Origin of the sequence: Oxalobacteraceae sp. CFBP 8761 (genome assembly GCA_014841595.1) — a bacterium.
Taxonomy (GTDB): Bacteria; Pseudomonadota; Gammaproteobacteria; order Burkholderiales; family Burkholderiaceae_D; genus Telluria.
This window is the reverse complement of sequence record JACYUE010000004.1, coordinates 18,828-41,514: the sequence shown is the minus strand read 5'-3', so window position 1 is coordinate 41,514 and position 22,687 is coordinate 18,828. Positions and strand designations below refer to the sequence as shown.

Below are 22,687 nucleotides of genomic sequence, written 5' to 3'. Positions count from 1 at the left end.
AGTCTGAAAATATCCCTTAATAGAGCAAAAAACCCGGGTCAGGAATGTCCCGCGTATTGGCAATATCGAGCTTCTCCAACTGTCCTGCTGCCTGTATGTCGTCTACGACCAGTGCTGCCAAACATGCTCACGGAGCGCGGCAAATATGAGTGAAGATGCCGCCAGTAAGCCTGCCTTGCAGCGCTTGGGGACATTCACTGCACTCTCCACACGGCACCATTACAAACAGAAGCACGCTTGGCCTTTGCGCACACGCGTACCGGCCTGCCACCGCATCAGGGGCGGCAGGCGCGAGACGAACCACGCGACATCGCTGCGTTCGGTCCACAAGGTAAAGGCCCCCCTTTTGGCGCGCTATGTCAACGCTGGCTGTGTACCGAAAACGACTGCACCGGGAACACGGGGCCGGCGCCGTACTGCAACCAAGCCGGCCAGACCAATCCCGAGGCTCAACAGCGTAGCTGGTTCAGGTACTGGTGCGTCTTGCAGGCCGCTGATGCGCGCCTGGCGCGCGTCCAGAATCTCGAAAGGGCTCAACAACGACAGGTTTCTCAACAGGGTGCCGTCCGTGGCATCCACACGGAAAAAGTTATTGCCGTTGCTGAGCTCAAGGGTATAAGTGGCCATTTCCCCATTAAATCCGAACGCTGTGATATCGGCGAAGCGGCCCGCTGGGTTACGAGGCACGACGGGCATACGGAAATTCAGGAACAACGAGGTAAAGGCGCCGTTTTGAACACTGACGTCAAGTAGCCGGAAGCTGCCGTCCTCTCCGCTCACTTGCGGTGTCATCGGCGGAGTTGCGCTTGGATTGTCGGCAGCTATCAGCGATTCATTACTTGAGTAATCGACGAGGTACCGGTCGTTGACAGGGCCCGCGCCTGCGGTACCGGTGACCGTGGTGGATGGCCCGGTATCGCTCGGTCCCGTATTGAACCGAACGGCAAACACGCCATTTCCGACGCCGGGCACTGCTGCCGGCTCCGAAAAAATGATGCCGGCCGAGGCTAGCTGTATGCTCGCCGCAGATAGCACGAGAGCGACGACGACTTGTCTGGCTTTGCAAAAATAATAATTTTTCATGATGCCTCACTTGGTTGAGAACGATGTCGACCAAGCACAGGACAACTGTCCCGTGCCGGCCACAGGGGTGTCGCTTACAGCTACAACAAGACGCCTTTAGACAGCCAGTACGAAGTCGGCCATGGTCATTGAAGAAAGATCCCCAAGGCCCTGAAGCAAGATCGAGCCACCTCCAACGATCTGGATTTGTATGCTGGTGTTGTTGTCCACCAGCGTAAGTTGCACTTTTGACGCGAAATTAGCCTCTGTGATACCGAGTGCAACAAGATCGATCCGGTCCTGGCCGCCGTTCGGATTGGCATCGAATCCGGATATCGTGTCAGCGCCAAACGCGTACAGACTGAACGCGAATGCATCAGAACCGTTCCCCCCTTGAAGAACATCGTTACCAGCGCCACCGTCAAGACGATCGTTGCCATCCATGCCACGGAGAATGTCGTTGAGGCCGCCCCCGATGATGGTATTGCCGAGTTCATTGCCTACCAGTGTTGCAGCGGCGCCGGAATGCAGCAGGTCTTCGAGGTTGGCACCGAGCGTATAACTCGTCGCCGTCGACTGGACCGTGTCAGTGCCTTCTCCAGCCACTTCCACGATCACGTCCGACGTCTGATTGACCTTATAGGCGTCGTTGCCCTTGCCACCAGTGAGGGTATCGGCGCCGGCGCCGCCGTCCAGCACGTCATCGCCGTCACCGCCGGTGATCTGGTTGGCCTGGTTGTTGCCGGTGCCGGCGAAGTTGCCACTACCGGTAAAGGTGAGGTAGTCGACATTGTTGGCCAGCGTGTACGCCAGCGCGGTCGACCTGACGGTATCCAGGCCTGCGCCAGCTGTCTCCACGATCACGTCTGCGGTCTCGTCGACGATATAGATGTCGTTGCCTGCGCCGCCCATCAGCTGGTCAGCGCCACCCTTGCCGTCGAGGGTATCCGCGCCGGTGCTTCCGATAATAATATTGACAAGGCCGTTGCCATCGCCCAGGAAGGCAAGGTTGCCGGTGTAGGTCAGGTTCTCGACGTGGTCGAACAGCGCATAGCTGGTGAGGGTGGTTCTGATCAGGTCGGTGCCGCCGTTGAGCAGTTCCACCACGGCGTCGAGCGACTCGTCGACAGTGTAGGTATCGTTACCGCTGCCGCCGGTCATGCTGTCAATGCCGGCCCCGCCATCCAGGAAATCCGCAGCCCCCGCACCTGTGATCCGGTTGCTTAGTGCATTGCCGGTCCCCCTGAACACCTGGCTGCCGGTGTAAAGGAGATTTTCCAGGTCGTCGCCGAGTACATAATTCGCCAGCGTGGTGCGGACGGTATCGTCACCCTCGCCGAGCAGCTCGACAATGGCGTCGCCCACGTCGTTGACCACATAGGTATCGTCACCATTGCTGCCAGTCATGCGGTCGGCGCCCGTGCCGCCATCATGCACGTCGTCGCCTGTGCCGCCGAACAAGATATCGTCGCCAATACCGCCGGTGAGCTTGTCATTGCCGGCCCCGCTGCGCAGTTCGTCGTTGCCGGCGCCGCCGTCGAGGATGTCATCGCCGTCGCCGGCCACGATCAGGTTGGCACCTGTGTTGCCGGTGCCGTTGAAATTGCCAGTGCCGGTGTAGCGCAGGATTTCGACATTGTTCGCCAACGTGTAAGTCGCCACGCTGGCATTGACGGTATCGTTGCCCGCACCAGTCCCTTCGACGACGATGTCGCCCAGATCCGAGAGGGTATAGGTGTCATTGCCGACGCCGCCAACCAGCCGGTCTATACCTGCGCCGCCGTCGAGCATGTCGTTGCCGGCGCCGCCAGTCAGCGTGTTGGCCTTTGATGTACCCTGGCCGGTAAAGTTGCCACCACCGATGAACATGAGATGTTCGACGTTGCCGAGTTCATCAAGCGCGTAATTGGTCAGCGTCGTATGGATGATGTCGGTGCCTCCACCATCCAGTTCAGTGACGACATCGCCCGTGTTGTCGACCGTGTAAGCGTCGTTGTTCGCTCCGCCTATCATCTCGTCGGCGCCGGCACCACCATTGAGCGTATCGTTCCCGTTGAGGCCCACAAGGCGGTCATTGTTAACCGTGCCGCTCAGCGTCTCGCCAAGGTTGGTGCCGATGACCAGGTCGCCGACGCCCTTGGTCGGCGCCGAAATCACGGTGCGCGCAATGCCTGCCGCGTCGGTGAATGTGGCGACGACGCGCAAGCTCATGCCCACATGCGCCTGCGCTGGCGTGAACGTGGGCGATGTGGCACCAGCGATATTCGTATAGTCGCCCGTGCTCGCGCTCTGCCACTGGAACCTGATGGCCGATTCGAGAATGCCACTGAACAGCGCAATTTCTCCCGGCAGCGCAGTCAGCACCTGGCCTTCGAGCGGCGTGTTATCGCTGATCTTCGGCTCGCCGGTCAGGTTGACAAGATGATCGGTGAACTGCAGCAGTTCGACATTGCGGATCTTGTCCGTACCATCGGCCTGGGTGCCGCGGAGGTGGGCAACAGTCCAGGTGCCGTCGGCGTTGCGGCTCAGGTCGTAATTGGAATAAAGGTCCGAATAAACGGCCGTGTCGGTATCGCTCTTGGCCGCCGGGTCAGTGATGATTTCCCGGATGATCCGGAGCTGGCCCGGGTTGATCGTCCCGTTCAACATGTCCGTCTTGAGCTCGCTGATACTGTCGACCGACCGGATTTCGACGTCGGGATCGGTTGCGCTGCGTACGCTGACCCGCACATTCAGCCAGGCATCGCCATCGATCAGGTCGTCACCAGCCTTGCCAATGAAACGGTCGTTGCCGTTGCCCCCAATCAGGATATCCCCTCCGTTGACCGGATCGAACACCACCGCTTCGCCATTGGCCACCGCCGCCACGCCAAGGAGCTGCTGGAGCCCTGCAATCATCGCGACGTCTTTTTGCAATAGCTTACTGTCCGATAATGGGCCGTTCAGGATGCCGCCTGGCTCACCGGCCGTGCCGGTCGGCCGGATCGTACCGGTCAGCACGTCGTCATACTTCCAGCCGGACAACGCCTCGACCGAGTCGAAACGGTCGCGCAGGATGAACTGGTCCTGTTCGAAGAAGACGGCAATACCAAGGTCCGAGTTGGCGCCGACGGGGTCGCCCTTGTGGATGGCCCAGTCGAAACCGAGCATGCCGTTGCTGCGCTGAATGCCGGGTCCCTGCACCATGATGTCATTGCCCGACTCGCCGTCATAGTCGGTGTCGTTTCCCTGTCCATTCAGCACATCGTGGCCGATAATGTCGCTGTTGAAGAACAGCTGGGAGTTCTCGCCCGACAGGCCATCGAAGCCCTCGCCACCTTCGATCCAGTCGTCGCCCTCATTGCCCATCAGGCCGTCGGAACCGGGGCCGCCCAGCAGGAAGTCATTGCCTTCGCCAGCGAATATTTCAGTAAAGTCGGGGCCGACGATGAAGAAGTCCTGCCCGGTGCCGCCAAAGACGATGTCGTTGCCGGCACCATTGCTGATGACGTCGTTGCCGGCGTCGCCGCGCAGGAAGTCAGCCGCGCCTGCAGGCGTGCCGTGGTCTTCGATGATGTCGTCGCCGTCGCCGCCATGTACCTGATCGGCTTCGTCGCCGCCATCCAGGTGGTCGTTGCCGCCGTCACCCCACAAGGTATCCATACCGCGGCCGCCCATCAGCGTATCGTTGCCCGCTGTACCACCCAGCACGACGTGGTCGGGACCATCGTAGGCATAGGACAGTACGCCGCCGTCAGCATGACCGTCGCCATTCACATCGGCGCCCGGACTTACCCGTGTGACAAGCGAGTTGATTGCATTTAGGACTTCGTTATTGCGGGTCGGATCGCCGTTCAGGATGGTGCTGCCTTGCACTGCAATTCCGGTGCGTTGGTTGGCCTGGTCCATTTCCAGGATATAGCTTGGCGTGCTGAACAGCAGCCCAGGGAGATGTGTCGTGCTGTCCGCATCGCCCAGGTCGCTGTTGCGCATCACTATTTTGGAAAACAGGTTGCTCTCGAGTTCATTCAGAAGGTTGAGGCCCTGAGTCCGGCTCAAATAATAGAAACGGTCGCCATTCTGCAGATTTTCCATCTGCGCTTCAAACACGAAGTTGAAGGTCGGGGCGAGCATGCCGCCGAATTCGAGTTTGGCTTCGGCCAGCCCGCCGATCCAGAAGTCGACATCGTTCAGGCCGGTTTCAACGTTTTTCCACGAGCCGGTGCCATTCAGAAAGTCGAGCCGGTCGGCAGGCGCATTCTCCTTTTCCGAATCTCCAGTGATGTTGATGTCGTTCATCACCAGCAGTGTTGCCGCCGCACGCTTGCCGGCCAGGGTAGTTTCGTTGGTAATTGTCTCGTGCGTGCCGTACGAGGCGATAAAGTTAATAATAGACGCAGGATTCTTCAGGTGCGGAGCGAGGTCGGCCCAGCTGGTATAGGGCTTGAGCTGGGCGTCGCCGCTCATCTCGAAGAATGCGGCGCGCGCTTCGTTGAAGCTGGGTTCCCCGCTATCGCGTCCGCGTGCGATGTTCAGCGCGGCCAGGTCGAGTGGAAGCCCGACCAGGTTATTGCGCAGCGCTCCAGTGACGAACTCGTCGATTTCGTTGCCAACCTGGCGCGACATGCCGCGGATAATGTCAGCGATTGCTGTAGCTTCACCAGCCTCGCCGCCTGCGCGGTTGAATTCGACTGGATTAAGAAAAGCCTGGATCAGGCCAATGTCCTTATTGTTGAGATCGCCATCGAGCCGGGACACGGTTTCGGTGAGCATCGAGTGACCGAAGCGGTAGACCACATTCGCAAACTCTTCCATGATCGCCGGGTTGATGTCGGCCGAGTGCGAGAACACGAACGGCTCGATACTCGGCTGTACTGCGCGCGCGAATTCCTCGAAAACCATGTGTTGATATTGCATCTCGTTGACGAAACGCCCTGCCTGAAACAGGCGTTCGCCATCCCACTGCAGCGATGCGAGCGCCGTCGGGGTCACCGGCATGGAGGATACGTCCACGGCCAGCCACTCGTTGAGCATTGTCAGGTCGCCGCTAGCGAGGATCGTCTGCTTGTACTGGTCTACCAGACGGTTGTGCTCGGAGTGGAAGACCGCATGAATGGCGGTGAGGCCGATGTTTTCGTTGCCGCGGCCATCGCCGTTGGAAAAGTGGCGGTCCAGCAGTTCATCGTCATAGTAGCCGGGCGGCGCAACAGCGCTGGCACTGCCGACTATCGTGTCCAGGTCCGGCAAGAGCTTCAGTTCTGGCGTACCCGGATCGTGATCGTGATCATAGGTACCCGGTGCCGAAGAGTGGGCCACATCGATCAGGAATTGGTGCCCAGTACGGATGGTGTCTTGAGGAATTGCTATACCGCGCCCACCATTTGCCGCCGGATCGCCCTCCACTAGGCCGCTGGCGGTCGCGATCTGGACAAAACCATTGGGTCCGGGCAGGAAGTTGCCGTAGGGGTCAGTTGCCAGCAGCGGTGCGTTGAACACATCGTCATCGGTCAACTGGATGCCAAGCTTGGCAGCAGCCTGGGCCTTGACTTCGCCCCAGTTGCCCCCGCCGAACGCCCCCGTCAGCAGTTTGCCGGTCGAAACAGGATTACCATCGATCATCGAATATTCACGCAGAAACACCTGGTGCGACGGATGCGAGGTGTAGGTCTGGTTCTGGTCGATGAACGGTGTCGTCGTATTGGTATGGCCAACCGTGTCGTCGTCGGTGCCCAGCACCTCATCGGGACCGGGCAACGACGTGTTCGCCGCCCGCGACAGGACCATGAAGTTGGCGTGTCCTCCCTGCACGTACAGCGGATCCTGTGGATCAAGCGGGACGAAGACCGTGCCGCCGCCTTTTGAAATCAGGTCCAGCCCGTGGTCGAAGAACTGGCCGAACAGGGCCATGACGCCGGTGAACGGCGGCGACAGGCCGATGTCGGGGGAAAGGTTCGGAATGTACAGCGTGCCGTTGTCAGTCACCACCGTATTTTGTCCGGGGTAGGTGCTCTCGTCCGCCCGCTGATCTGCCGCCGCCACGGCCGCCGGATTACGGTTACTCTGGTCGACGATCAGATTGCTGATCATGCGTGGCGTGGAGTCGAAGACCACGTTTCCCGGCATGGTCTGCGCATAACTCGTGACCGGACCGGCTTGCGTGTCCTGCGGTCCGTAGAAGTACTGTGGCTTGCCCTCGGCGGACATGAATTCGGCAGGCACCAGGCGTGGCATGATTTCATCAGCCGCGCCCGAGCGTTCCATCCCTGGCAGCAGGTTATTCCATGAGCCATCGACCGTACGCAAGCCGTACGGGAGCAGCGCACTCCCGACCAGCGCCGGCAGGTTCTGCATGTTGCCGGTAGCCGGGTTAACGCTCGCTTCAGCGATCTTGATCTGTTTCAGGATGAAATTCAGGTCATCAAACGTAACGTTGAAGCCATATTGCGAATTTGACGTCGTCATTTGAATACTCACTTTCAGGAGTTGGTTCGCGGCCTTTTGAAAGCAGCGTCACACTGATTGATGTTTCTGGTAAAAAAGCCATGCTTCCATATCAGATATACGGTGTGCTGTCGCACATCTCCTGCTTCGCACAGATTGCGCAAAACAGGCATGACGAGGCCGTCACCGGTCTAATCGGCTAGCGGGAAGTACAGTGGATAAGATGCAAGGCGCCAAGCGAAGCGTGCGGCGATTTAATAGCTGGAGGAATCAGCTAAGGTTGCCAATGCTTGCCACCTGCCTGTTCAAGGCCCGACGAGATTACCAACATCGCTCTATTCGGCACTTCAATGGCGTTGCGTCCCAATAGGGCTTGCGATACCGGTGTTGGAGACTGCATTTGTACCGTGAAGGTCGCCCCTGTGCCGTAACATGTCGAATAAACGACGTGCGAGGCAACAGTTTGCTATCAGTGGCGAGGAATTGAAATAGCTGAGCGATTCCGGACTTTGCAAGCGCGGAGTAGCACAAGAGCCCAACGTCAGTATTGCTTATCCGGCGAAGGCATTTTCGCCAGACGAATAGCAGGGCGTACTTTTCAAGCCCCGGAGTAAACAACGCTCCCACGGCCATGAAAAGATAAACAGAAGAAACTGTCAGAGGAATTACAGGCACTGCGAATCGAATTGTTCTACAGCTGGCTGCGAAGAGGTTTACCACAGCGATCCAAGAATGCCCGGCTTTGTTTCTTGGAGTAGATAGTTCGGTTTTCTCAGGCACGAACATAGCCCTGTCTAAAGACTTATCCATTCCCCACCCCTAATTTTGGCTACATCTTTTTAAAAAGATATTTTATTTAGTTGGAGAAACATAAAGTACTGAAGAGGTCGTTTGTCTGTAAATACATAGTACGATAAATGCATAAATTGTTGTAATTATTTCTTCATTTGTAGCGTATTTGCACAGCATGATGAAATATCTGCAAAAACAGAATTTATTGCATTCGTTCAATTCCAGCCGAATAACCAATAAGCAAAATGTGATCTTCAAGCCGAGTTTCCCACCGAGAAGAAATAGATTCCCCGCGCCCGCTTACAGGCCAGATCGAGATTGTTACACCATGGCCGCTGCCAGTGGCGGCGGTGCTGCGGTGCTACCTGAACGGTGACAAACGCGGTCGGCGAATGCATCAAGGATTCGATTTACGACAGCCAGGCCATTCGCGGCTTTGTCGGCATCAACCCGACGCACGAGTCGGCACGGCCCGCAACTGCATTCCTAGCCCGTCCATCTGGACGAAGCGTTACGACGTGCCTTAAATCGACTGCACGGCGGTGGATTCCCAAGCCGATGTAGATGCGTCGACTGAAGGCCGATATCGTTTCGCAGTTGTACACTTGCTTTCAGCTTGCGCAAATCGCGCCGTAGACGACTTGTGCAACGAAGCTGATGGAAATGGACAGTCGAACGATTCGGTCGAGACATCGCTGACCGCTGCAGTTTGTTTCGCTTATCTACATGGGCGGATACGAGGACTACGAGCCCCACAAGCAAAAACGCCAACCAGTGATGGTTGGCGTTGCGTGAACAATATTCTTGGTGGCCCGGGGCGGAATCGAACCACCGACACAAGGATTTTCAATTTTCGAGCGGCGCTGTATCCCCACTATCGATTTGCCAGACCAGGCGTGACGGCGTGGTCCGGAGACAGCACGCTCCACTGCCCAGGCGAGTCATGGCGCGGCCGAGAAGGAAGCGTGGGATGGAAACTTTTTGTGCATCCACTCGCGGTTCAGCTGCAACGCGGTGACGACGTCTTGCGGCAAGCTCTCGAGAATGGCCGGATCGTCGCTCGGTGTGTCGGCCAGCAGGCTGGCCAGGTGGATGATTGCCCCGAGTTTGCTGAACGGGTGGGCGTCCATTGGATCGGATGCGCTTTCTAATGCGTTCACGATGACGACTGGGAAATTCCAGCGACGACAAAGTTCGGCGGTAATGTGCCCCTCCGAAAAGCCCAGCAATCGCGTTTCGCGTTCCCACCGTCCACCCGGCAGGTGGGGTTGCTCCTCGATCTCGGCAAACGTTGCCGGCGCCGCCTGGTAGATCAGCAGTTCGCCAAGCCGCATCATCATGCCTGCGAGCCAGGCATCCTGGCCATCGTCGCCCAGGCAGACGGCCAGCCATTTGGCGTAGCCGGCGCAGGCCATGCTGCTTTTCCAGAACTCGTCGCTGTCGAGGCCCGGAAGGTCCGGGAAGGTTTCGGCGAAGCAGGCCGCCAGGGCCAGGGTGCGCACATGCCCAAGGCCCGCCATGGCGATGGCATCGTCGAGTGACGTGACACCACGCGCGACGCCGAAGCGGGCGCTATTGGCCAGGCGCATTAGCTTGGCGGTGAGGGCGGGGTCGCGTGCAATGATCGCGCTGATTTGGGTGGCCGACGCATCCTCGTCATCGAGGGTTTTGATCAATGCATGGGCGACCTCTGAAATGACCGGCAATTTTACTGCTTGAAAAAAAGACGATAACTCGCTCATGACGATTCTCCAACGAACATCGCCGCTGCGACAGGTTGACGGTCGCGCGATGGGGTGACATTGAAATTTCACGATAGCATAATTGTTTCCCTTGGGAACTGGTCAGGGAAATTATTTCCTGGACCGGACACAAGGATCGCGGATGCCAGAAAGCCCGCTTGGCCTAGTCTATGTGGTAAGCACCTTTGCGGCCAGCGTCGCCTCGATAACGCACGCACTTGACCTTGGTATGAGGGTGCTCGTAGCCAGCCAGTTGTTACCTGGCGGCTGCGCCGGGAGCCCTTGCCCGCGAAGGGTTTTCCTGCCTGAAAGTACGCTTCGGGTGAATGACCAGCCGCTTGACCAAGTCTTCCAGCGCTTTGCTATGGTACAGGTCCATGCACTTCAGGAAATCGAACCTGACTCCTTTGATCTCCGATTCGACGAGCGGATGGGAGTAGTCCCGCGCCAGATAGCGGTTCACCAGCGACTCGACCGCATCGGGACTCTTCTCCATATCGAAGTAGGTCCAATCACGCAAGGCGCTGGCACTGCTTCCAGCATCAGTGGCCGCACCCGTGTCATTCCGGTATGCCTGTGTCATACAGGTTGCCAGCACCATGTCCTTGTAATTTTGCGCATAGGTGCGGGCGCCAGCCTGTGGAGAAATGACGGTTTGATCGGAGGCGTGGACTGTGAATGAAAGCAACGTGGAGGTCACAAGCGCCAAGCACAACGGGATCGACTTCATCGCAAGCCCCAGAAGTTCGCACGGTCCGTGCGATATTTTGCTTCCGGCTCATTGAAATAACAGTGGTCATAGCAGGATTGGCCGTTGAAAAGGGTGGCATGCCCCTGCGCATCCGACCAGCCAGATACCTCAAACAGGATGACACCTTTCTTGCCAACCAACGTGCCGCCGCCGGAAGCAGGATATTTCACAACCTCAGCTTTGCCCCATTGCTGCTTCAAAAAACCAATCAGATCCCGTACACGGAAAAAGTATTTTCGCCCGTCCGCCCCGGATACTGTCTGTCCATGGATGTTCGGAATCATCAGGCCTGCCTCGCCAAGGATATAACTCATCCGTACGGCGCAGGTGTTATTCCAGCGCTGTGCATCCGTAAAATTATTAATATTCTTCTCAACATTTCCTCCTATCACCTTTGCTACCCTGGCGCCCGAATTGACGGGGTCATAAATTCGCTGCGAAGCTGCCCATGCAGCAATGAAGGAGGGACGCGACATGTTGTTCATCCTTGGTTGGGGTTGCATCGGATTGGTCGTTGTGGCGTCTGCGGAGAATTACGCAGCCGTCGGCCGCCTGCTGGCCCCGACGCGCGGTACCGACAGGCCGTCGCGATTATCCGCAATCCGTGCAGATCGGACTGGACGCTTGTCAAACCAATGGTTCGTACACATTGGTGAACCAGGCCCGCCGACAGAATTCTCCCTTCTATCCGCTGCGTGAACGTCTCGCCCGCCTTGCGCAATACTTCCCTCACGGCCGTTTCGCGGACGATGCTTCGTTGACCTGACCTGACCTTATCTGGCCTGGACACATGAGCTTGCCATGCTGTATTTACGAATGAGCGAAGTGGACATTGACAGGCGGCGAGGCCTGCGAAGTCCAGAAACGACAACGCTAATCACTATGGATTGGCGTTGTGCAAGGTATGTTCTTGGTAGCCCGGGGCGGAATCTAACCACCGACACAAGAATTTTCAAGTCATTATCCTCATAACAGCTAAAAAAAATTGGCGATTTGCATGGTCACTGATAAATTACCAACAGTTACGATGAGCAACCCCATAGGGTCCCTATCCACATTGACGATCGATGTTTTCCAACTCTACATATGACGCTAGCGGAAGAAAAATTCACCGAAATATTTTCCCTGAGTCAGGATCCTGAGCTGGCGGAAGTTGGGGGTGGTCATGGGCAGAAGGGGGTGGACTTCCAGCGCTACTGGGCGATCCTCCGCATATTCGAGCTCAAACAAGCCGGCTCGACCGATTTCCTTCTGCTTTTCGAGTCGATCCAGGACGTCGCCGAATTCGATTCCGAAACGGCACCCAGCCGCGTCGATATATACCAGATCAAGAAGAAAGACAGCGGCGAGTGGTCGTTCAACGAACTGACGGGCTTGCTGAAGCCAGACGGCCGAACGAAGAAAAAAGTACCACCCACTTTGTCTAAGGTAGGAAAGAGCCCTCTCGGCAAATTGTATAAGGCTGGTTTGGCCGTCCAGCATTTGGAAGCCAACGCTCACTTTGTGTCGAACGCAGGCTGCGACCTTCCGCTAGTCACGAGTGGATCAGCCTCGGCCCTGCTCAAGTGCCTGGCGTCGGAGCTTGACGCTTCGCACGCGTCACCTTTGGCTGAGGGGTTGGCCCTGCTCCACGCCGCTCCCGGAGAAGTCCCGGACCTCAAACGGCTCGCCTTGCGGAAAACCACCTTGCACCCGGACGACCCTCACCTAATGGCTCTCGGCGCGGCTTCGGCTTACCTCAGCAAGCACCTACCGGCGAGCGCAGGTCAAGCGAAAGCATTCGTGGACGCTCTCTTCGCCCAACTCAGTGCCCTCGGGCGACAGACCCAGCCCATGGCGTCGTTTGAGGAACTGCGTCACCAGCGGGGATACTCGATGACCGAGCTGAACTCTGCACTTGCCGATCTCAAAGGCGTTCCTGACCTGAAATCGTACCTTGACAAGGTTCTTGACGGACTGCTGCTTGAAGGGCTTGCTCCTCTTAGGCGTATCTCGATTAACGTCGGCGTGACAAAGTACTTCTCCGCCGTCGTCTCCGGGACGTGGGGGGGCGACGAGCTCGCCCTGATCGACGAATGCGTCAAGGCAGCACCTCCGCTCCTAGCATCTTCTTCGTTGCTTCCTGCACTGGAAGCGGAAACCGCGAGGATAGCCGCGGCCCATCCGGCCTTCAAGAACACCGAAGTCTTCGCGTATTTGCTAATTCAGGTAACGAAAAATGCCGCAGCCTAATTTCAGAAAACTCCTTCGTGCCCTATCTACAAAATCCTATGAGAATCTTTCAATTCGAAAGCATATCGCTGCTATCGCACCGCGACAAAAAAGCCAGGAAGGTCAGCTTTCACCCACACAGGAACCTGATCCAAGGGGAGAACCATACGGGCAAGTCAAGCCTCGTTAAGCACCTCTTCGTAACGCTTGGTGCCAAACCGCTGGGAACCCTCGAACAATGGGATCCTCAGACCGTTTCCGCAGTCAGGTTCAAGGTAGACGGTGAATCGTTCACCGTCATCCACCATAGTGGTGCGCGCTCGCTTCACGATTCGTCCGGCAAGCTTCTCAAGGCAACTGATTCGCCTGCCGCATGGGCTGAAACGTTCGCGGCGCTGGTCGGGTTCAAGCTCATGCTGACTTCTAAGAAGACAGGGCAGGGCGTATTGGCCGATCCTTCCTGTTTTTTCCTCCCTTTTTACATTGACCAAGATGGGAGCTGGCGGGAAAAATGGGATACTTTCCCCGCTACGTTGCAGTATGCGGCACCGGTCCGCAGCATCCTCGAATATTTCAGCGGTATCAAGCCTGCCGAATACTATGAGCTCAAGAGCGAGCAAAGCGCAATATCGAAGGAAGCCGATGCGCGTGTCAGCGAGATGAAGCTTCTGGAACGCGCTCGCCTTCGGCTGAGCCAGACTCTTCCTGTTGGCACCGTGAAGCTGTCGGAGGCGGGCTTCGAAGAAGAAATCTGCCGCCTGACATCGGAGGCGAACGAGCTCAACGGCCTGCAAGAAACTCTGCGCGCTAAGTATGTCCGTGAGGGTGAAGTGGTTGCAAGCATCAACCACCAGATCCAAACCGCATTCGCCTCGCTGCGGGAATACGCCGGAGACCAGAAGTATCTTGCGAACATTGCAAATGCCAATGAAATCGTCTGCCCGACATGTGGGGCGGAGCACGAGCAGTCGTTTCTGCACTACTTGGGCTATGCCGAGGACGCCAGGATCCTGGAGGAGCTTACGCGTACTCTCCAGAGAGATCTCGTTACCGCGAGACGACAACTGGAATCGACGAACGGGGAACTTCGAACGCTGCGCGGCAACTACGCCAGAATCAACGGGATCCTTGAGCAAAAGCGCGGGGACCTTCGGTTCCAAGAGGTAGTGGAATCTCAAGGAGCCCAGGCTGCCCATAGGGCATTCGATGCCGAAAGAGAACAGATCGCTGGCGAACTGGCAGATTGGAACGCTAAACTTGCGGAAATCGAGGCACAACTAGGCGCATTGACCGACAAGAAGCGCGCCAAAAGGATTGTGGCTGCGTTCAGAGAAGCCTACCGGTTAGCGAGGAAGTCGCTCAACGTACCCGATCCTTCGGGCAATCCAAACCTTGTCAGCAGACCTAACCGTTCAGGCAGCGGAGGGCCTCGTTTGCTCCTCGCTTACTACGCAGCCTTGTGGAAGGTCTGCCATGGCGAACAGCTAGGCATGTCGGTCCCCGTAGTCATAGACTCTCCGAACCAACAGGACCAAGACGACCTGAACCTCCACGTCGTCCTCGGGTTCATCGCGGAGAACCTTCCGGATTCCATGCAGCTCATAGTCTGCGTCACGAAACACTCGGACGCTCAGCTCGACAAGACAACTGTTTTCGACAAGAAGTACAGCATGTTGCTTCCCGAGTACTATGACGAGGTCGAGTCTGATGTCGAGCCGCTCTACCGGCAGATGAATGCCGCGCTGCTGAGCATCCCGATCGAAAAGGTCAAGGAGGTCAACGAGGACAAGTCAGTGGCGGACTCGGATGAATAGGCAATTCGTGGTGGACCGTGCGTATTCGAACCTGCGAGCATAGGACCAAAAGTCCGATCTGTCACCGTAGCATGGATTTAAGGTCCATGCTGCGGAGTGAGGAGCTAAGTGGGACGGACGTTTGGACGATTGGGACGGTTGTGCGCGCGCGGAGATGGTGGGCCGGGAATAGACCGGATACGAGGACTTCGTGCACTGAAAACAAAAACGCCGATCTGCATGGATCGGCGTTTCGTAAGGTATATTCTTGGTGGCCCGGGGCGGAATCGAACCACCGACACAAGGATTTTCAATCCTCTGCTCTACCAACTGAGCTACCAGGCCAAGAGCGCGCAATTATAGCAGCGTTTTTGGCAAGCAGACAATCCTCACGCGCCGATCCTCAACCCTTGCTGCTGATCCGCTGCGCATGATCCCGTTCGAGCGCCAGGCGCAGGTCGCGGCGCCCCTTGGCTTCCTCGAAGCGGCGCACTTCGTCGGGTGTCGACGGCACCAGCGGCGGAATCGACGCCGGCTTCTTGTCGTCGCCCACCGCCACCATCGTGAAGAAGCAGCTATTCACGTGCCGCACGGCCTTGCTGCGGATGTCCTCGGCAATCACCTTGATCCCGATTTCCATCGAGCTGCGGCCGGTATAGTTCACGGCGGCCAGGAAGGTCACCAGTTCACCGACGTGGATCGGCTGGCGGAAGGTCACCTGGTCGACGCTCATCGTCACCACATAGCGCCCGGCGTAGCGGCTGGCGCAGGCGTAGGCTGCCTGGTCGAGCAGTTTCAGGATGGTGCCGCCGTGCACGTTGCCGGAGAAATTGGCCGTGTCGGGCGTCATCAGCACTGTCATGCTGAGCTGGTGGGAGGGCAGGTTCATGGTTGCAATCAATACAAGTGGCTGGGCGAGTGCTGATGTTGCCTTAGAAACTGCTGCGCGGCAAGGTCAGCGGTGGTGGTCCCTGATCTGCTGACCCGGTGAAAAAGTAGTCCGACAAACGCGCTTGCCGAAATACCCATAAAATCGTGGCATCACCATGCAAACCCGCTAGGCTCGGCAAATGAACAGCGAACTCCCATACCAAGGTGGATCGGTGCAATGGCACCTTGGTCCCGTCATCGATGCACTCCGCACGTCGCGTGAGTCGACCCACAATATCCGGCACCAGGGCCGCGTGCGCGAACTGCCGTCGCGCGAGGTGCTGCGCCAGATCGTCGACGGCCTGTCGGCCGCGCTGTTTCCCACGCATTACGGGCGCCCCGACCTGAATGACGAGAGCATCGACTACTACGTTGCCGATACGCTCAACGTGGCGCTCGACCGGCTGGTCGAGCAGGTGCGGCGCGCGCTGCGCTTCTCGCCGGCGGCGCCGTCCGCCGCGTCCGGTGCAGATGCTCAGCGTGAAGACCTCGTGCTGGCCGAGCGTGCCCGCGCGATCACGCGCGAGTTCGCGGCCCGCCTGCCTGGTTTACGTGCATTGCTGGTGTCGGACGTACAGGCCGCGCTCGCGGGCGACCCGGCTGCCACCTCGGTGGCCGAGATCATGCTGTGCTACCCCGGCACCATCGCCATCCTGTACCACCGCATCGCGCATTGCCTGACGCGCCTGGGCGTGCCGTTCCTGGCGCGCGTGGTGGCCGATATCGGCCACTCGCTCACCGGCATCGACATCCACCCCGGCGCGCAGATTGGCGGCAGCTTCTTCATCGACCACGGCACCGGCGTCGTAATTGGTGAAACCGCCATCCTCGGCGAGCGCGTGCGGCTGTACCAGGCGGTCACGCTGGGCGCCAAGCGCTTCCCGGTCGACGACAGCGGCGCGCTCGTCAAGGGCATTCCACGGCATCCGATCGTCGAGGACGACGTCGTCATCTATGCCGGCGCCACCATCCTGGGCCGGATCACCATCGGCGCCGGGTCGACCATCGGCGGTAATGTCTGGCTCACGCAGAGCGTCCCGCCGGGCAGCAATGTGTCGCAGGCGCAGATGCGCAATACCTGAGCCTCAAGGATGACGATTCTGCTGGTACCCGGCTACATGGCCGATGACACGCTGTGGGACGACCTGCGCGCACCGCTCGCGCCATTCGGCCCGTTCGTGCATGCCGACCTGCGCCACGACACGTCGCTCGCCGCGATGGCCGCGCGCGTGCTGCGTGATGCGCCGCCGTCGTTCATCCTCGTCGGCTTTTCGATGGGCGGCTATGTCGCCCGCGAGATCGTGCGCCAGGCGCCCGAACGGGTGGAAGCATTGGCGTTGATCGCCAGCTCGACCCGGCCCGATACCGACGCGGTCAGGCAGGGCAAGCGCTCGGTGGCGCGCTCGGCGCCGTCAGTGTCGTTCGCGGGCCTGAGCCGCACGGCGATCGCCACGTCGCTGAATCTTAAAAATGCGGGCGACGAGTCGTTGATCGAGCGCGTGCGTCAGATGGGTGTGCGGCTGGGGGCGGAGGCGTTTCGCAACCAGTCGATGGTCGAGCGGCCCGGCGACCTGCATCTGCTGGACCAGATCCGCTGCCCGACGCTGATCGTCGCGGCCGGCCACGATCGCCTGCGCAGTCTGGAAGAATCGCAGGAACTGCATGCGGGGATTGCCGGGTCCACGTTTGCCGTCATCGACGACAGCGGCCACATGATCCCGATCGAAGCGCCGCAGGCGCTGGCGGATGTGCTGACGCCGTGGCTGGAAAGCGTGTCAGCCTTGCACGCCAGCTGAACGACTACGCCGCGGCGGGCGTGACTTTCTCGCACCAGCCGTGCAGGCCACGGATCGCATCTTCCTTGTGCTTGGCCTCGATCTCGATCCAGGGCGCCTGCAGGTAAGACGACGGCATCACCGAAATCAGATCGGAATGCTGGCGGTCGTTGAACCCTTCGCGGCCGTTCGAGATGTGCACCAGCTGGTGCGCCGGATCGGGCCAGGTGGCACGGGCCTTGGCCAGCATGTCGGCGACGCTCGGGTGGTCGTAGCTGTCGAGCTTTTCGTGGACGATGTGATGGTGGGCGTCGAACACCATCGGGATGCCCGCACGCACGCAGACGGCATGGATCTCGTCGGCGCTGTAGGCGTATTCATCATTCTCCAGACACAGGCGGCTGCGGATCGCCTCGGGCAGTTCGGCGATGCGGGCCACGAGCTGGTCTTCGCGGTCGGATTTGCCGCCGTGGATTTCCAGCAGCGCCCAAGGCGAGCGCGGTTGCTCCAGCAAATCCATGATGTCGGCGTGCATCTGCAGGATCTTGACGCTGTTGGCGACGACGTTTTCCGAATCCGAGCTCAGTACCACGAACTGGTCGGGATGCATCACCAGCCGGATGCCGCGTTCGGTCGCGCGCCGGCCCGAGCGGCCCAGGGTTTCCTTGAACTTCTGCAGGATCGCCAGGCCGAACGGCTCGTCGGCGAAAGGGAAGATCGATGACGGCATCCGGTACAGCCTGATGCCTTCGCGCTCGCAGTAGCGCAGCGCGTTGTCGAGCGTCTGGATATTGTCGCGGTAAATGTCTTCCAGCGCGCGCTGCTGACCTTCTTCGGACAGGTCGAGCAGGCGCTTGCGCGTGATCGTGCGATACCGCACCTCTTTCGAGACGGTGATGCAGACAAGGCCGAGGTGTGGTTGCGTGGCGATCAGGGTCATGGTGCAGGCAAGTCTAGCCGAAGCGGAGTGGTGCAGGGCGCACCCGGGTTCGGAACCAGGGTCGAAAGCGGGGCACTTTACCGCCGCGTGCCGAACACCTGGGTCCAGTAGATGATGCCCGCTTGCCGGTCGGCCGTGATGCCATAGGCCGCGCCCATCTCGGTGAAGTCCGCTTGCATGATGTTGGCGCAGTGGCCCGGACTGTCGATCCAGCCGTCGACCGCTTCCTGTGGCGAGTGCTGGCCGAAGGCGATGTTTTCGCCCAAGCGGTGCCAGCGGTAACCGGCGCGCGTGGCGCGATCGGCCGGATCGCTGCCGTCCCGCGCGTAGTGGTTGAAGTAGCGACGGGTGGCCATGTCGAGGCTGTGGGCCAGCGCGGCCTCGCCCAGCACCGCGTTCCACTGCAAGGGCGGCGCCGCCGCAAATGCGCGGTCGCCGCACATGCGGGCGCTGGCGCGTGCAAGATTGACCGCATCGAGGATGGCGCGGCCGGCGTCGCGCCAGTCCGGGTAGGTGGTCGATGGCAAGGGGGGCGCCGGCCGGGCCAGCACGACGGTCCAGGTCGTGCCTTCGCGGTAGCTGCCCACGGCCGAGAATCGTTCGCTGCGCAGCACCCTGCAATACCTCTGCTGCAGCACGCGCATGGCGGCCACGGCGTCTTCCGGACCGGTAACGTCGACGGAATCCGCGCCATCGGTGGGGTAGCCGGCCTGCTCCAGTGCTGATTCGATGAAGGTCCCGAAGCCGATGCGGATCTGCGCCAGGACCGGCTCGGCCACCAGCGGCGTCGCCGGCGCGACGGATGCGCCGTCGCAGTCGGCCGGTTTGGCGCGGTAGGCATTGATCAGCGCCGCCAGCGGATCAGCGGCAAGCGGCTGGGCCCAGGCTGGCGCGATCGATGTCAGCGGGCCGAGCCCGCACAGGGCGGCGCGCATGACCGATCGCTTCACCAGCCTCTTACTGCCCGGATTGCGGCGCCGCCGTATGCGGCGTGAGCACGAGTTTCGAGGTGTCCAGGCCCTGCGCCTTCAGGCGTGCCAGCAGGGCGTTGTATTCGGCTGGGGCGACCTGGGGCGTGCGCGACAGGATCCACAGGTATTCGCGCTTGGGCTCACTGACTGCGGACAGCTGGTACTTGTTGTCCAGATCGATCACCCAGTAATCGCCCCACACCATCGGGATGAAGGACAGGATGGCCGGTGCGAAGCGCACCTCGAGCTTGGGCGACGTGGCAGCGCCCGGCTGGCGCGCGACGCCTTCGGCGGTATCGATCTTGCCGTCCGCTGTGCGGCAGCGGTTGATGACCTTGACCCGGCCGTCCTTGTCGAGGTTGTAGGTGGCGCTGGTGTCGCCCACGCATTTCTTCTGGAATTCGTTGGGGAACTTGGCAATTTCGTACCAGACGCCCATGTAGCGGGGCACCGCGAGCGATTCGATCGGCTGCAATGGCTTGGCGGCGTCAGCAGCCAATGCCGATCCGGCGCAGAGGCCAGACAGGGCGAGCGTGGCGCACGCGGCAAGGAACGATGGCTTGGCAAACATGGGAACCTCTTGTGATCTTGAAGGTTCACAGAATAATGACAAAGCCACAATGGTGTCGCATGGTTTATAGCGCCACGCCATTACACCTTGCGCACGAACTCCGTCTTCAGGCTCATGGCGCCGAAGCCATCGATCTTGCAATCGATATCGTGGTCGGCGTCGACCAGGCGGATGTTCTTGACCTTGGTGCCCTGCTTGATCACGCCGCCCGAACCCTTTGGCTTGAGGTCCTTGATCACGGTAACGGTATCGCCGTCCTGGAGGATGTTGCCCGACGCATCTTTGTAGACGCGCGCGGTCTCGGTGCTAGCTGCGCCCGCGATCGGCCACTCGTGCGCGCATTCCGGGCAGACGTACTGGCCGGCGCCGTCGTCATAGGTGTAGGCCGATTGGCAGAGGGGGCAGGGTGGAAGCGTATGCATGAGTGGCCTTGGAATGCAAAAACGCCACTCGGTGGTGGCGTTTTTACGTGTTGCTGAATTCTTGGTGGCCCGGGGCGGAATCGAACCACCGACACAAGGATTTTCAATCCTCTGCTCTACCAACTGAGCTACCAGGCCAAGAGAGGCACGATTATAGCCATCGATTTTCAGTTGCGCAAGTCCTCTTGCGCGCGCGGCAGCACAAACGTGGTCTGTGCGTCGCGGTCCGGCTGAGCGGCCTGTCCCGCTCACCTGCGACGGCGCGAACCCGCCGCCCGGCCTCCGGCACCGGCATATCGCTATAATGCCTTCATGACCACGCCCACGACCTCCACCATCCGGACCGACGTCTGCATCGTCGGCAATGGCGCCATCGCCAAGACGGCAGCCCTCGGCTTCGCCCAGGCCGGCCACAGCGTGACGCTGCTGGCGCCGCCGGCCCGGCAGGCGCCCGCTGCAGCCACAGCACCGGCCGTCGAGCGACCGTGGGACGTGCGCGTGTATGCGCTCAACCACACGGCGCACGACCTGCTGTCGTCCCTGAAGGTATGGGATGCCCTCGACATGGCGCGCGTTGCCCCGGTCGATGCGATGGACGTGCACGGCGACGGCGCCGATGCTGGTAGCCTGGGCTTCGATGCCTTTGGCGCCCGGGTCGGCACGCTCGCGTGGATCGTCGAAGACCAGAACCTGAACGGCGCGCTCAATGCTGCGCTCCGCTTCGCGCACAATGTGCAGCGGGTCGAAGGCCGCGCCTGCGAGCTCACTTGCAGCGACAGCGGCGCCGCCGTGCGCCTCGAAGACGGGCGCCGTGTCGAGTGCGCGCTGCTGGTCGGCGCGGACGGACGCGAATCGTGGGTGCGCGGGCAGTGCGATATCGGCGTCGACTACCGCATGTATCACCAGAGCGCCATCGTCACCAACTTTGCCTGCGACAAGCCGCACCACGGCGTCGCGCACCAGTGGTTCACCGGCTCGGACGGCATCATCGCGCTGCTGCCGCTGCCGGGCAACCGCGTCTCGCTCGTGTGGTCGGCGCCGGAAACCCTGGCCGCCACGCTGATGGAAGAGTCGCTGGGCGAGCTGGCGATCCGGCTGGGCGAATACGCCGACGACAAACTGGGCACGCTGCGCCCGTTGCAGCCCGACGCCGTGGCCGCCGTGCCGCTGGCGCTGATCAAGCCGCATGCGATGGTGGCGCCGCACGTGGCGCTGGTGGGCGATGCGGCGCACGCCGTGCATCCGCTGGCCGGCCATGGCATGAACCTGGGGTTTGGCGACATCGTCGACCTGCTGGCCATCGTGCGTGACCGCGAAGAACGGCGCGCCATTGGTGATGAGCGGGTGCTGGCCCGCTATGCCCGCAAGCGCAAGGAAGAGGTGCTGCTGATGCAACTGGCCACCGATGGACTCGAACGTCTGTTCGGCGCGAACCTGGAACCACTGCGCGTGGTCCGGAATGTCGGCCTGAACCTGCTCAATAACATGCCGGCACTGAAGCGGCGCCTGATGGCCCATGCCATGGGCAAGTCATCAATCTGAGAATTACACGCTGAGGAATACAAGCATGCTTAAAATGAAGATCGCCGTCCTGCTGGCGACTGGCCTTCTCGCATCGTGCGTCGATGCGCAGACCAACGTCGAATCGACCATCAAGAAGGCGCTCGAGCCACGCCTGAGCGGCGCGAAGATCGAGTCGGTCAAGGAAACCCCGTATTCGGGCCTGTACGAAGTGCGCGTCGCGGGCGATATCCTGTACACCGACAAGAAGGGCGAGTACCTCGTCATCGGCCAGGTGTACGACGTGAAAAGCTCGCGCAACCTGACGCGCGAACGCATCGATGAAGTCAACAAGATCAAGTTCTCCGACCTGCCGCTCGAGATGGCGCTCAAGCAGGTCAAGGGCAACGGCAAGCGCGTGATCGCAGTGTTCGAGGATCCGAACTGCGGCTACTGCAAGCGCCTGCGCCAGACCACGCTCAAGGACATCGACAACGTCACGATCTACACCTTTATGTACAACATCCTGTCCGAGGATTCGTCGGTGAAGTCGAAGAACATCTGGTGCGCGTCCGACCGCAACAAGGCCTGGGACGACTGGATGATCGCCGGTAAAGTACCGCCGGCCACGCCCGCCGCGTGCGAATCGCCGAACGAGAAGGTTCTCGCGCTGGGCCAGAAGCTGCGCATCACGGGCACGCCGGCGATCTTCTTCGCCGACGGCTCGCGCATTCCGGGCGCGATCGACCTCAAGGCGCTCGAAGGCAAGTTCGATTCGCTCGAAGGCAAGGCCGGGAAGTAACCGGC

Annotated in this window: 16 protein-coding genes and 2 tRNA genes; 6 read left to right on the top strand and 12 right to left on the bottom strand. The window is 59.9% G+C overall.

What is annotated here, in order from left to right; all coding sequences use genetic code 11:
- Positions 1–354: 354 nt before the first annotated feature.
- The 5 genes from IFU00_19775 to IFU00_19755 all read right to left on the bottom strand — a co-directional run bounded on the left by IFU00_19775 (position 355) and on the right by IFU00_19755 (position 11,243).
- Positions 355–1,083 (bottom strand): PEP-CTERM sorting domain-containing protein, encoded by a 729-nt coding sequence (locus IFU00_19775; protein MBD8544518.1) that lies wholly within the window; start codon positions 1,081–1,083, stop codon positions 355–357.
- A 96-nt stretch (positions 1,084–1,179) separates the two neighbouring features.
- Positions 1,180–7,503 (bottom strand): heme peroxidase, encoded by a 6,324-nt coding sequence (locus IFU00_19770; protein MBD8544517.1) that lies wholly within the window; start codon positions 7,501–7,503, stop codon positions 1,180–1,182.
- A 1,712-nt stretch (positions 7,504–9,215) separates the two neighbouring features.
- Complete coding sequence (locus IFU00_19765; GenBank protein ID MBD8544516.1) at positions 9,216–10,016, bottom strand: HDOD domain-containing protein; 801 nt, start codon at positions 10,014–10,016, stop codon at positions 9,216–9,218.
- Between the two features lie 256 nt (positions 10,017–10,272).
- Positions 10,273–10,746: a type VI secretion system amidase immunity protein Tai4 gene (locus IFU00_19760; protein MBD8544515.1), complete on the bottom strand. Its 474-nt coding sequence runs from the start codon at positions 10,744–10,746 to the stop codon at positions 10,273–10,275.
- Entirely contained in the window at positions 10,743–11,243 is a 501-nt protein-coding gene (locus tag IFU00_19755; GenBank protein MBD8544514.1) for a type VI secretion system amidase effector protein Tae4, read from the bottom strand. Before IFU00_19755 ends, IFU00_19760 begins: the two co-directional genes overlap by 4 nt.
- Before the next feature lie 610 nt (positions 11,244–11,853).
- On the opposite strand from IFU00_19755, the gene IFU00_19750 reads away from it, so the two are divergent.
- Together IFU00_19750 and IFU00_19745 are read left to right on the top strand one after the other, a co-directional pair.
- Positions 11,854–12,999 carry a DUF4297 domain-containing protein gene (locus tag IFU00_19750; GenBank protein MBD8544513.1) on the top strand — a complete coding sequence of 382 codons (1,146 nt, stop codon included), beginning with the start codon at positions 11,854–11,856 and terminating at the stop codon, positions 12,997–12,999.
- 38 nt (positions 13,000–13,037) lie between these two features.
- Entirely contained in the window at positions 13,038–14,792 is a 1,755-nt protein-coding gene (locus IFU00_19745) for a hypothetical protein (GenBank protein ID MBD8544512.1), read from the top strand.
- A gap of 248 nt (positions 14,793–15,040) precedes the next feature.
- On the opposite strand, the gene IFU00_19740 is transcribed toward IFU00_19745, so the two are convergent.
- Both IFU00_19740 and IFU00_19735 read right to left on the bottom strand, forming a co-directional pair.
- Positions 15,041–15,116: transfer RNA gene (locus tag IFU00_19740), tRNA-Phe, on the bottom strand.
- Positions 15,117–15,174: 58 nt separating this feature from the next.
- Positions 15,175–15,660 carry an acyl-CoA thioesterase gene (locus IFU00_19735; GenBank protein ID MBD8544511.1) on the bottom strand — a complete coding sequence of 162 codons (486 nt, stop codon included), beginning with the start codon at positions 15,658–15,660 and terminating at the stop codon, positions 15,175–15,177.
- Positions 15,661–15,841: 181 nt separating this feature from the next.
- Here IFU00_19735 and IFU00_19730 point away from each other — a divergent pair, with 181 nt between their 5' ends.
- Together IFU00_19730 and IFU00_19725 are read left to right on the top strand one after the other, a co-directional pair.
- Positions 15,842–16,783: a serine acetyltransferase gene (locus IFU00_19730; protein MBD8544510.1), complete on the top strand. Its 942-nt coding sequence runs from the start codon at positions 15,842–15,844 to the stop codon at positions 16,781–16,783.
- A gap of 9 nt (positions 16,784–16,792) precedes the next feature.
- On the top strand, positions 16,793–17,497 hold the full coding sequence (locus IFU00_19725; protein MBD8544509.1) for an alpha/beta hydrolase: 705 nt from the start codon (positions 16,793–16,795) through the stop codon (positions 17,495–17,497).
- A 4-nt stretch (positions 17,498–17,501) separates the two neighbouring features.
- Here the strand turns inward: IFU00_19725 and uvsE are convergent, their stop codons facing one another.
- The 5 genes from uvsE to IFU00_19700 all read right to left on the bottom strand — a co-directional run bounded on the left by uvsE (position 17,502) and on the right by IFU00_19700 (position 20,518).
- On the bottom strand, positions 17,502–18,416 hold the full coding sequence (uvsE, locus tag IFU00_19720) for a UV DNA damage repair endonuclease UvsE (protein MBD8544508.1): 915 nt from the start codon (positions 18,414–18,416) through the stop codon (positions 17,502–17,504).
- Between the two features lie 77 nt (positions 18,417–18,493).
- Positions 18,494–19,351 carry a CAP domain-containing protein gene (locus tag IFU00_19715; protein MBD8544507.1) on the bottom strand — a complete coding sequence of 286 codons (858 nt, stop codon included), beginning with the start codon at positions 19,349–19,351 and terminating at the stop codon, positions 18,494–18,496.
- A gap of 22 nt (positions 19,352–19,373) precedes the next feature.
- The gene (locus IFU00_19710) at positions 19,374–19,958 is read right to left on the bottom strand and encodes a lipocalin family protein (GenBank protein ID MBD8544506.1); all 585 of its coding nucleotides are present in this window, start codon (positions 19,956–19,958) and stop codon (positions 19,374–19,376) included.
- A gap of 80 nt (positions 19,959–20,038) precedes the next feature.
- On the bottom strand, positions 20,039–20,380 hold the full coding sequence (locus IFU00_19705; GenBank protein ID MBD8544505.1) for an alkylphosphonate utilization protein: 342 nt from the start codon (positions 20,378–20,380) through the stop codon (positions 20,039–20,041).
- 62 nt (positions 20,381–20,442) lie between these two features.
- Positions 20,443–20,518: transfer RNA gene (locus IFU00_19700), tRNA-Phe, on the bottom strand.
- Positions 20,519–20,692: 174 nt separating this feature from the next.
- Between IFU00_19700 and IFU00_19695 the strand changes: the two genes are divergently transcribed.
- Together IFU00_19695 and IFU00_19690 are read left to right on the top strand one after the other, a co-directional pair.
- The gene (locus tag IFU00_19695) at positions 20,693–21,922 is read left to right on the top strand and encodes an FAD-dependent monooxygenase (GenBank protein ID MBD8544504.1); all 1,230 of its coding nucleotides are present in this window, start codon (positions 20,693–20,695) and stop codon (positions 21,920–21,922) included.
- Positions 21,923–21,947: 25 nt separating this feature from the next.
- Complete coding sequence (locus IFU00_19690) at positions 21,948–22,682, top strand: DsbC family protein (GenBank protein MBD8544503.1); 735 nt, start codon at positions 21,948–21,950, stop codon at positions 22,680–22,682.
- The last annotated feature ends 5 nt before the right edge of the window (positions 22,683–22,687 follow it).

Coding starts and splice junctions, on each gene's coding strand:
- IFU00_19775 (MBD8544518.1), bottom strand. CDS start 1,083: ATGAAAAATTATTATTTTTGCAAAGCCAGACAAGTCGTCGTCGCTCTC.
- IFU00_19770 (MBD8544517.1), bottom strand. CDS start 7,503: ATGACGACGTCAAATTCGCAATATGGCTTCAACGTTACGTTTGATGAC.
- IFU00_19765 (MBD8544516.1), bottom strand. CDS start 10,016: ATGAGCGAGTTATCGTCTTTTTTTCAAGCAGTAAAATTGCCGGTCATT.
- IFU00_19760 (MBD8544515.1), bottom strand. CDS start 10,746: ATGAAGTCGATCCCGTTGTGCTTGGCGCTTGTGACCTCCACGTTGCTT.
- IFU00_19755 (MBD8544514.1), bottom strand. CDS start 11,243: ATGTCGCGTCCCTCCTTCATTGCTGCATGGGCAGCTTCGCAGCGAATT.
- IFU00_19750 (MBD8544513.1), top strand. CDS start 11,854: ATGACGCTAGCGGAAGAAAAATTCACCGAAATATTTTCCCTGAGTCAG.
- IFU00_19745 (MBD8544512.1), top strand. CDS start 13,038: ATGAGAATCTTTCAATTCGAAAGCATATCGCTGCTATCGCACCGCGAC.
- IFU00_19735 (MBD8544511.1), bottom strand. CDS start 15,660: ATGAACCTGCCCTCCCACCAGCTCAGCATGACAGTGCTGATGACGCCC.
- IFU00_19730 (MBD8544510.1), top strand. CDS start 15,842: ATGAACAGCGAACTCCCATACCAAGGTGGATCGGTGCAATGGCACCTT.
- IFU00_19725 (MBD8544509.1), top strand. CDS start 16,793: ATGACGATTCTGCTGGTACCCGGCTACATGGCCGATGACACGCTGTGG.
- uvsE (MBD8544508.1), bottom strand. CDS start 18,416: ATGACCCTGATCGCCACGCAACCACACCTCGGCCTTGTCTGCATCACC.
- IFU00_19715 (MBD8544507.1), bottom strand. CDS start 19,351: ATGCGCGCCGCCCTGTGCGGGCTCGGCCCGCTGACATCGATCGCGCCA.
- IFU00_19710 (MBD8544506.1), bottom strand. CDS start 19,958: ATGTTTGCCAAGCCATCGTTCCTTGCCGCGTGCGCCACGCTCGCCCTG.
- IFU00_19705 (MBD8544505.1), bottom strand. CDS start 20,380: ATGCATACGCTTCCACCCTGCCCCCTCTGCCAATCGGCCTACACCTAT.
- IFU00_19695 (MBD8544504.1), top strand. CDS start 20,693: ATGACCACGCCCACGACCTCCACCATCCGGACCGACGTCTGCATCGTC.
- IFU00_19690 (MBD8544503.1), top strand. CDS start 21,948: ATGCTTAAAATGAAGATCGCCGTCCTGCTGGCGACTGGCCTTCTCGCA.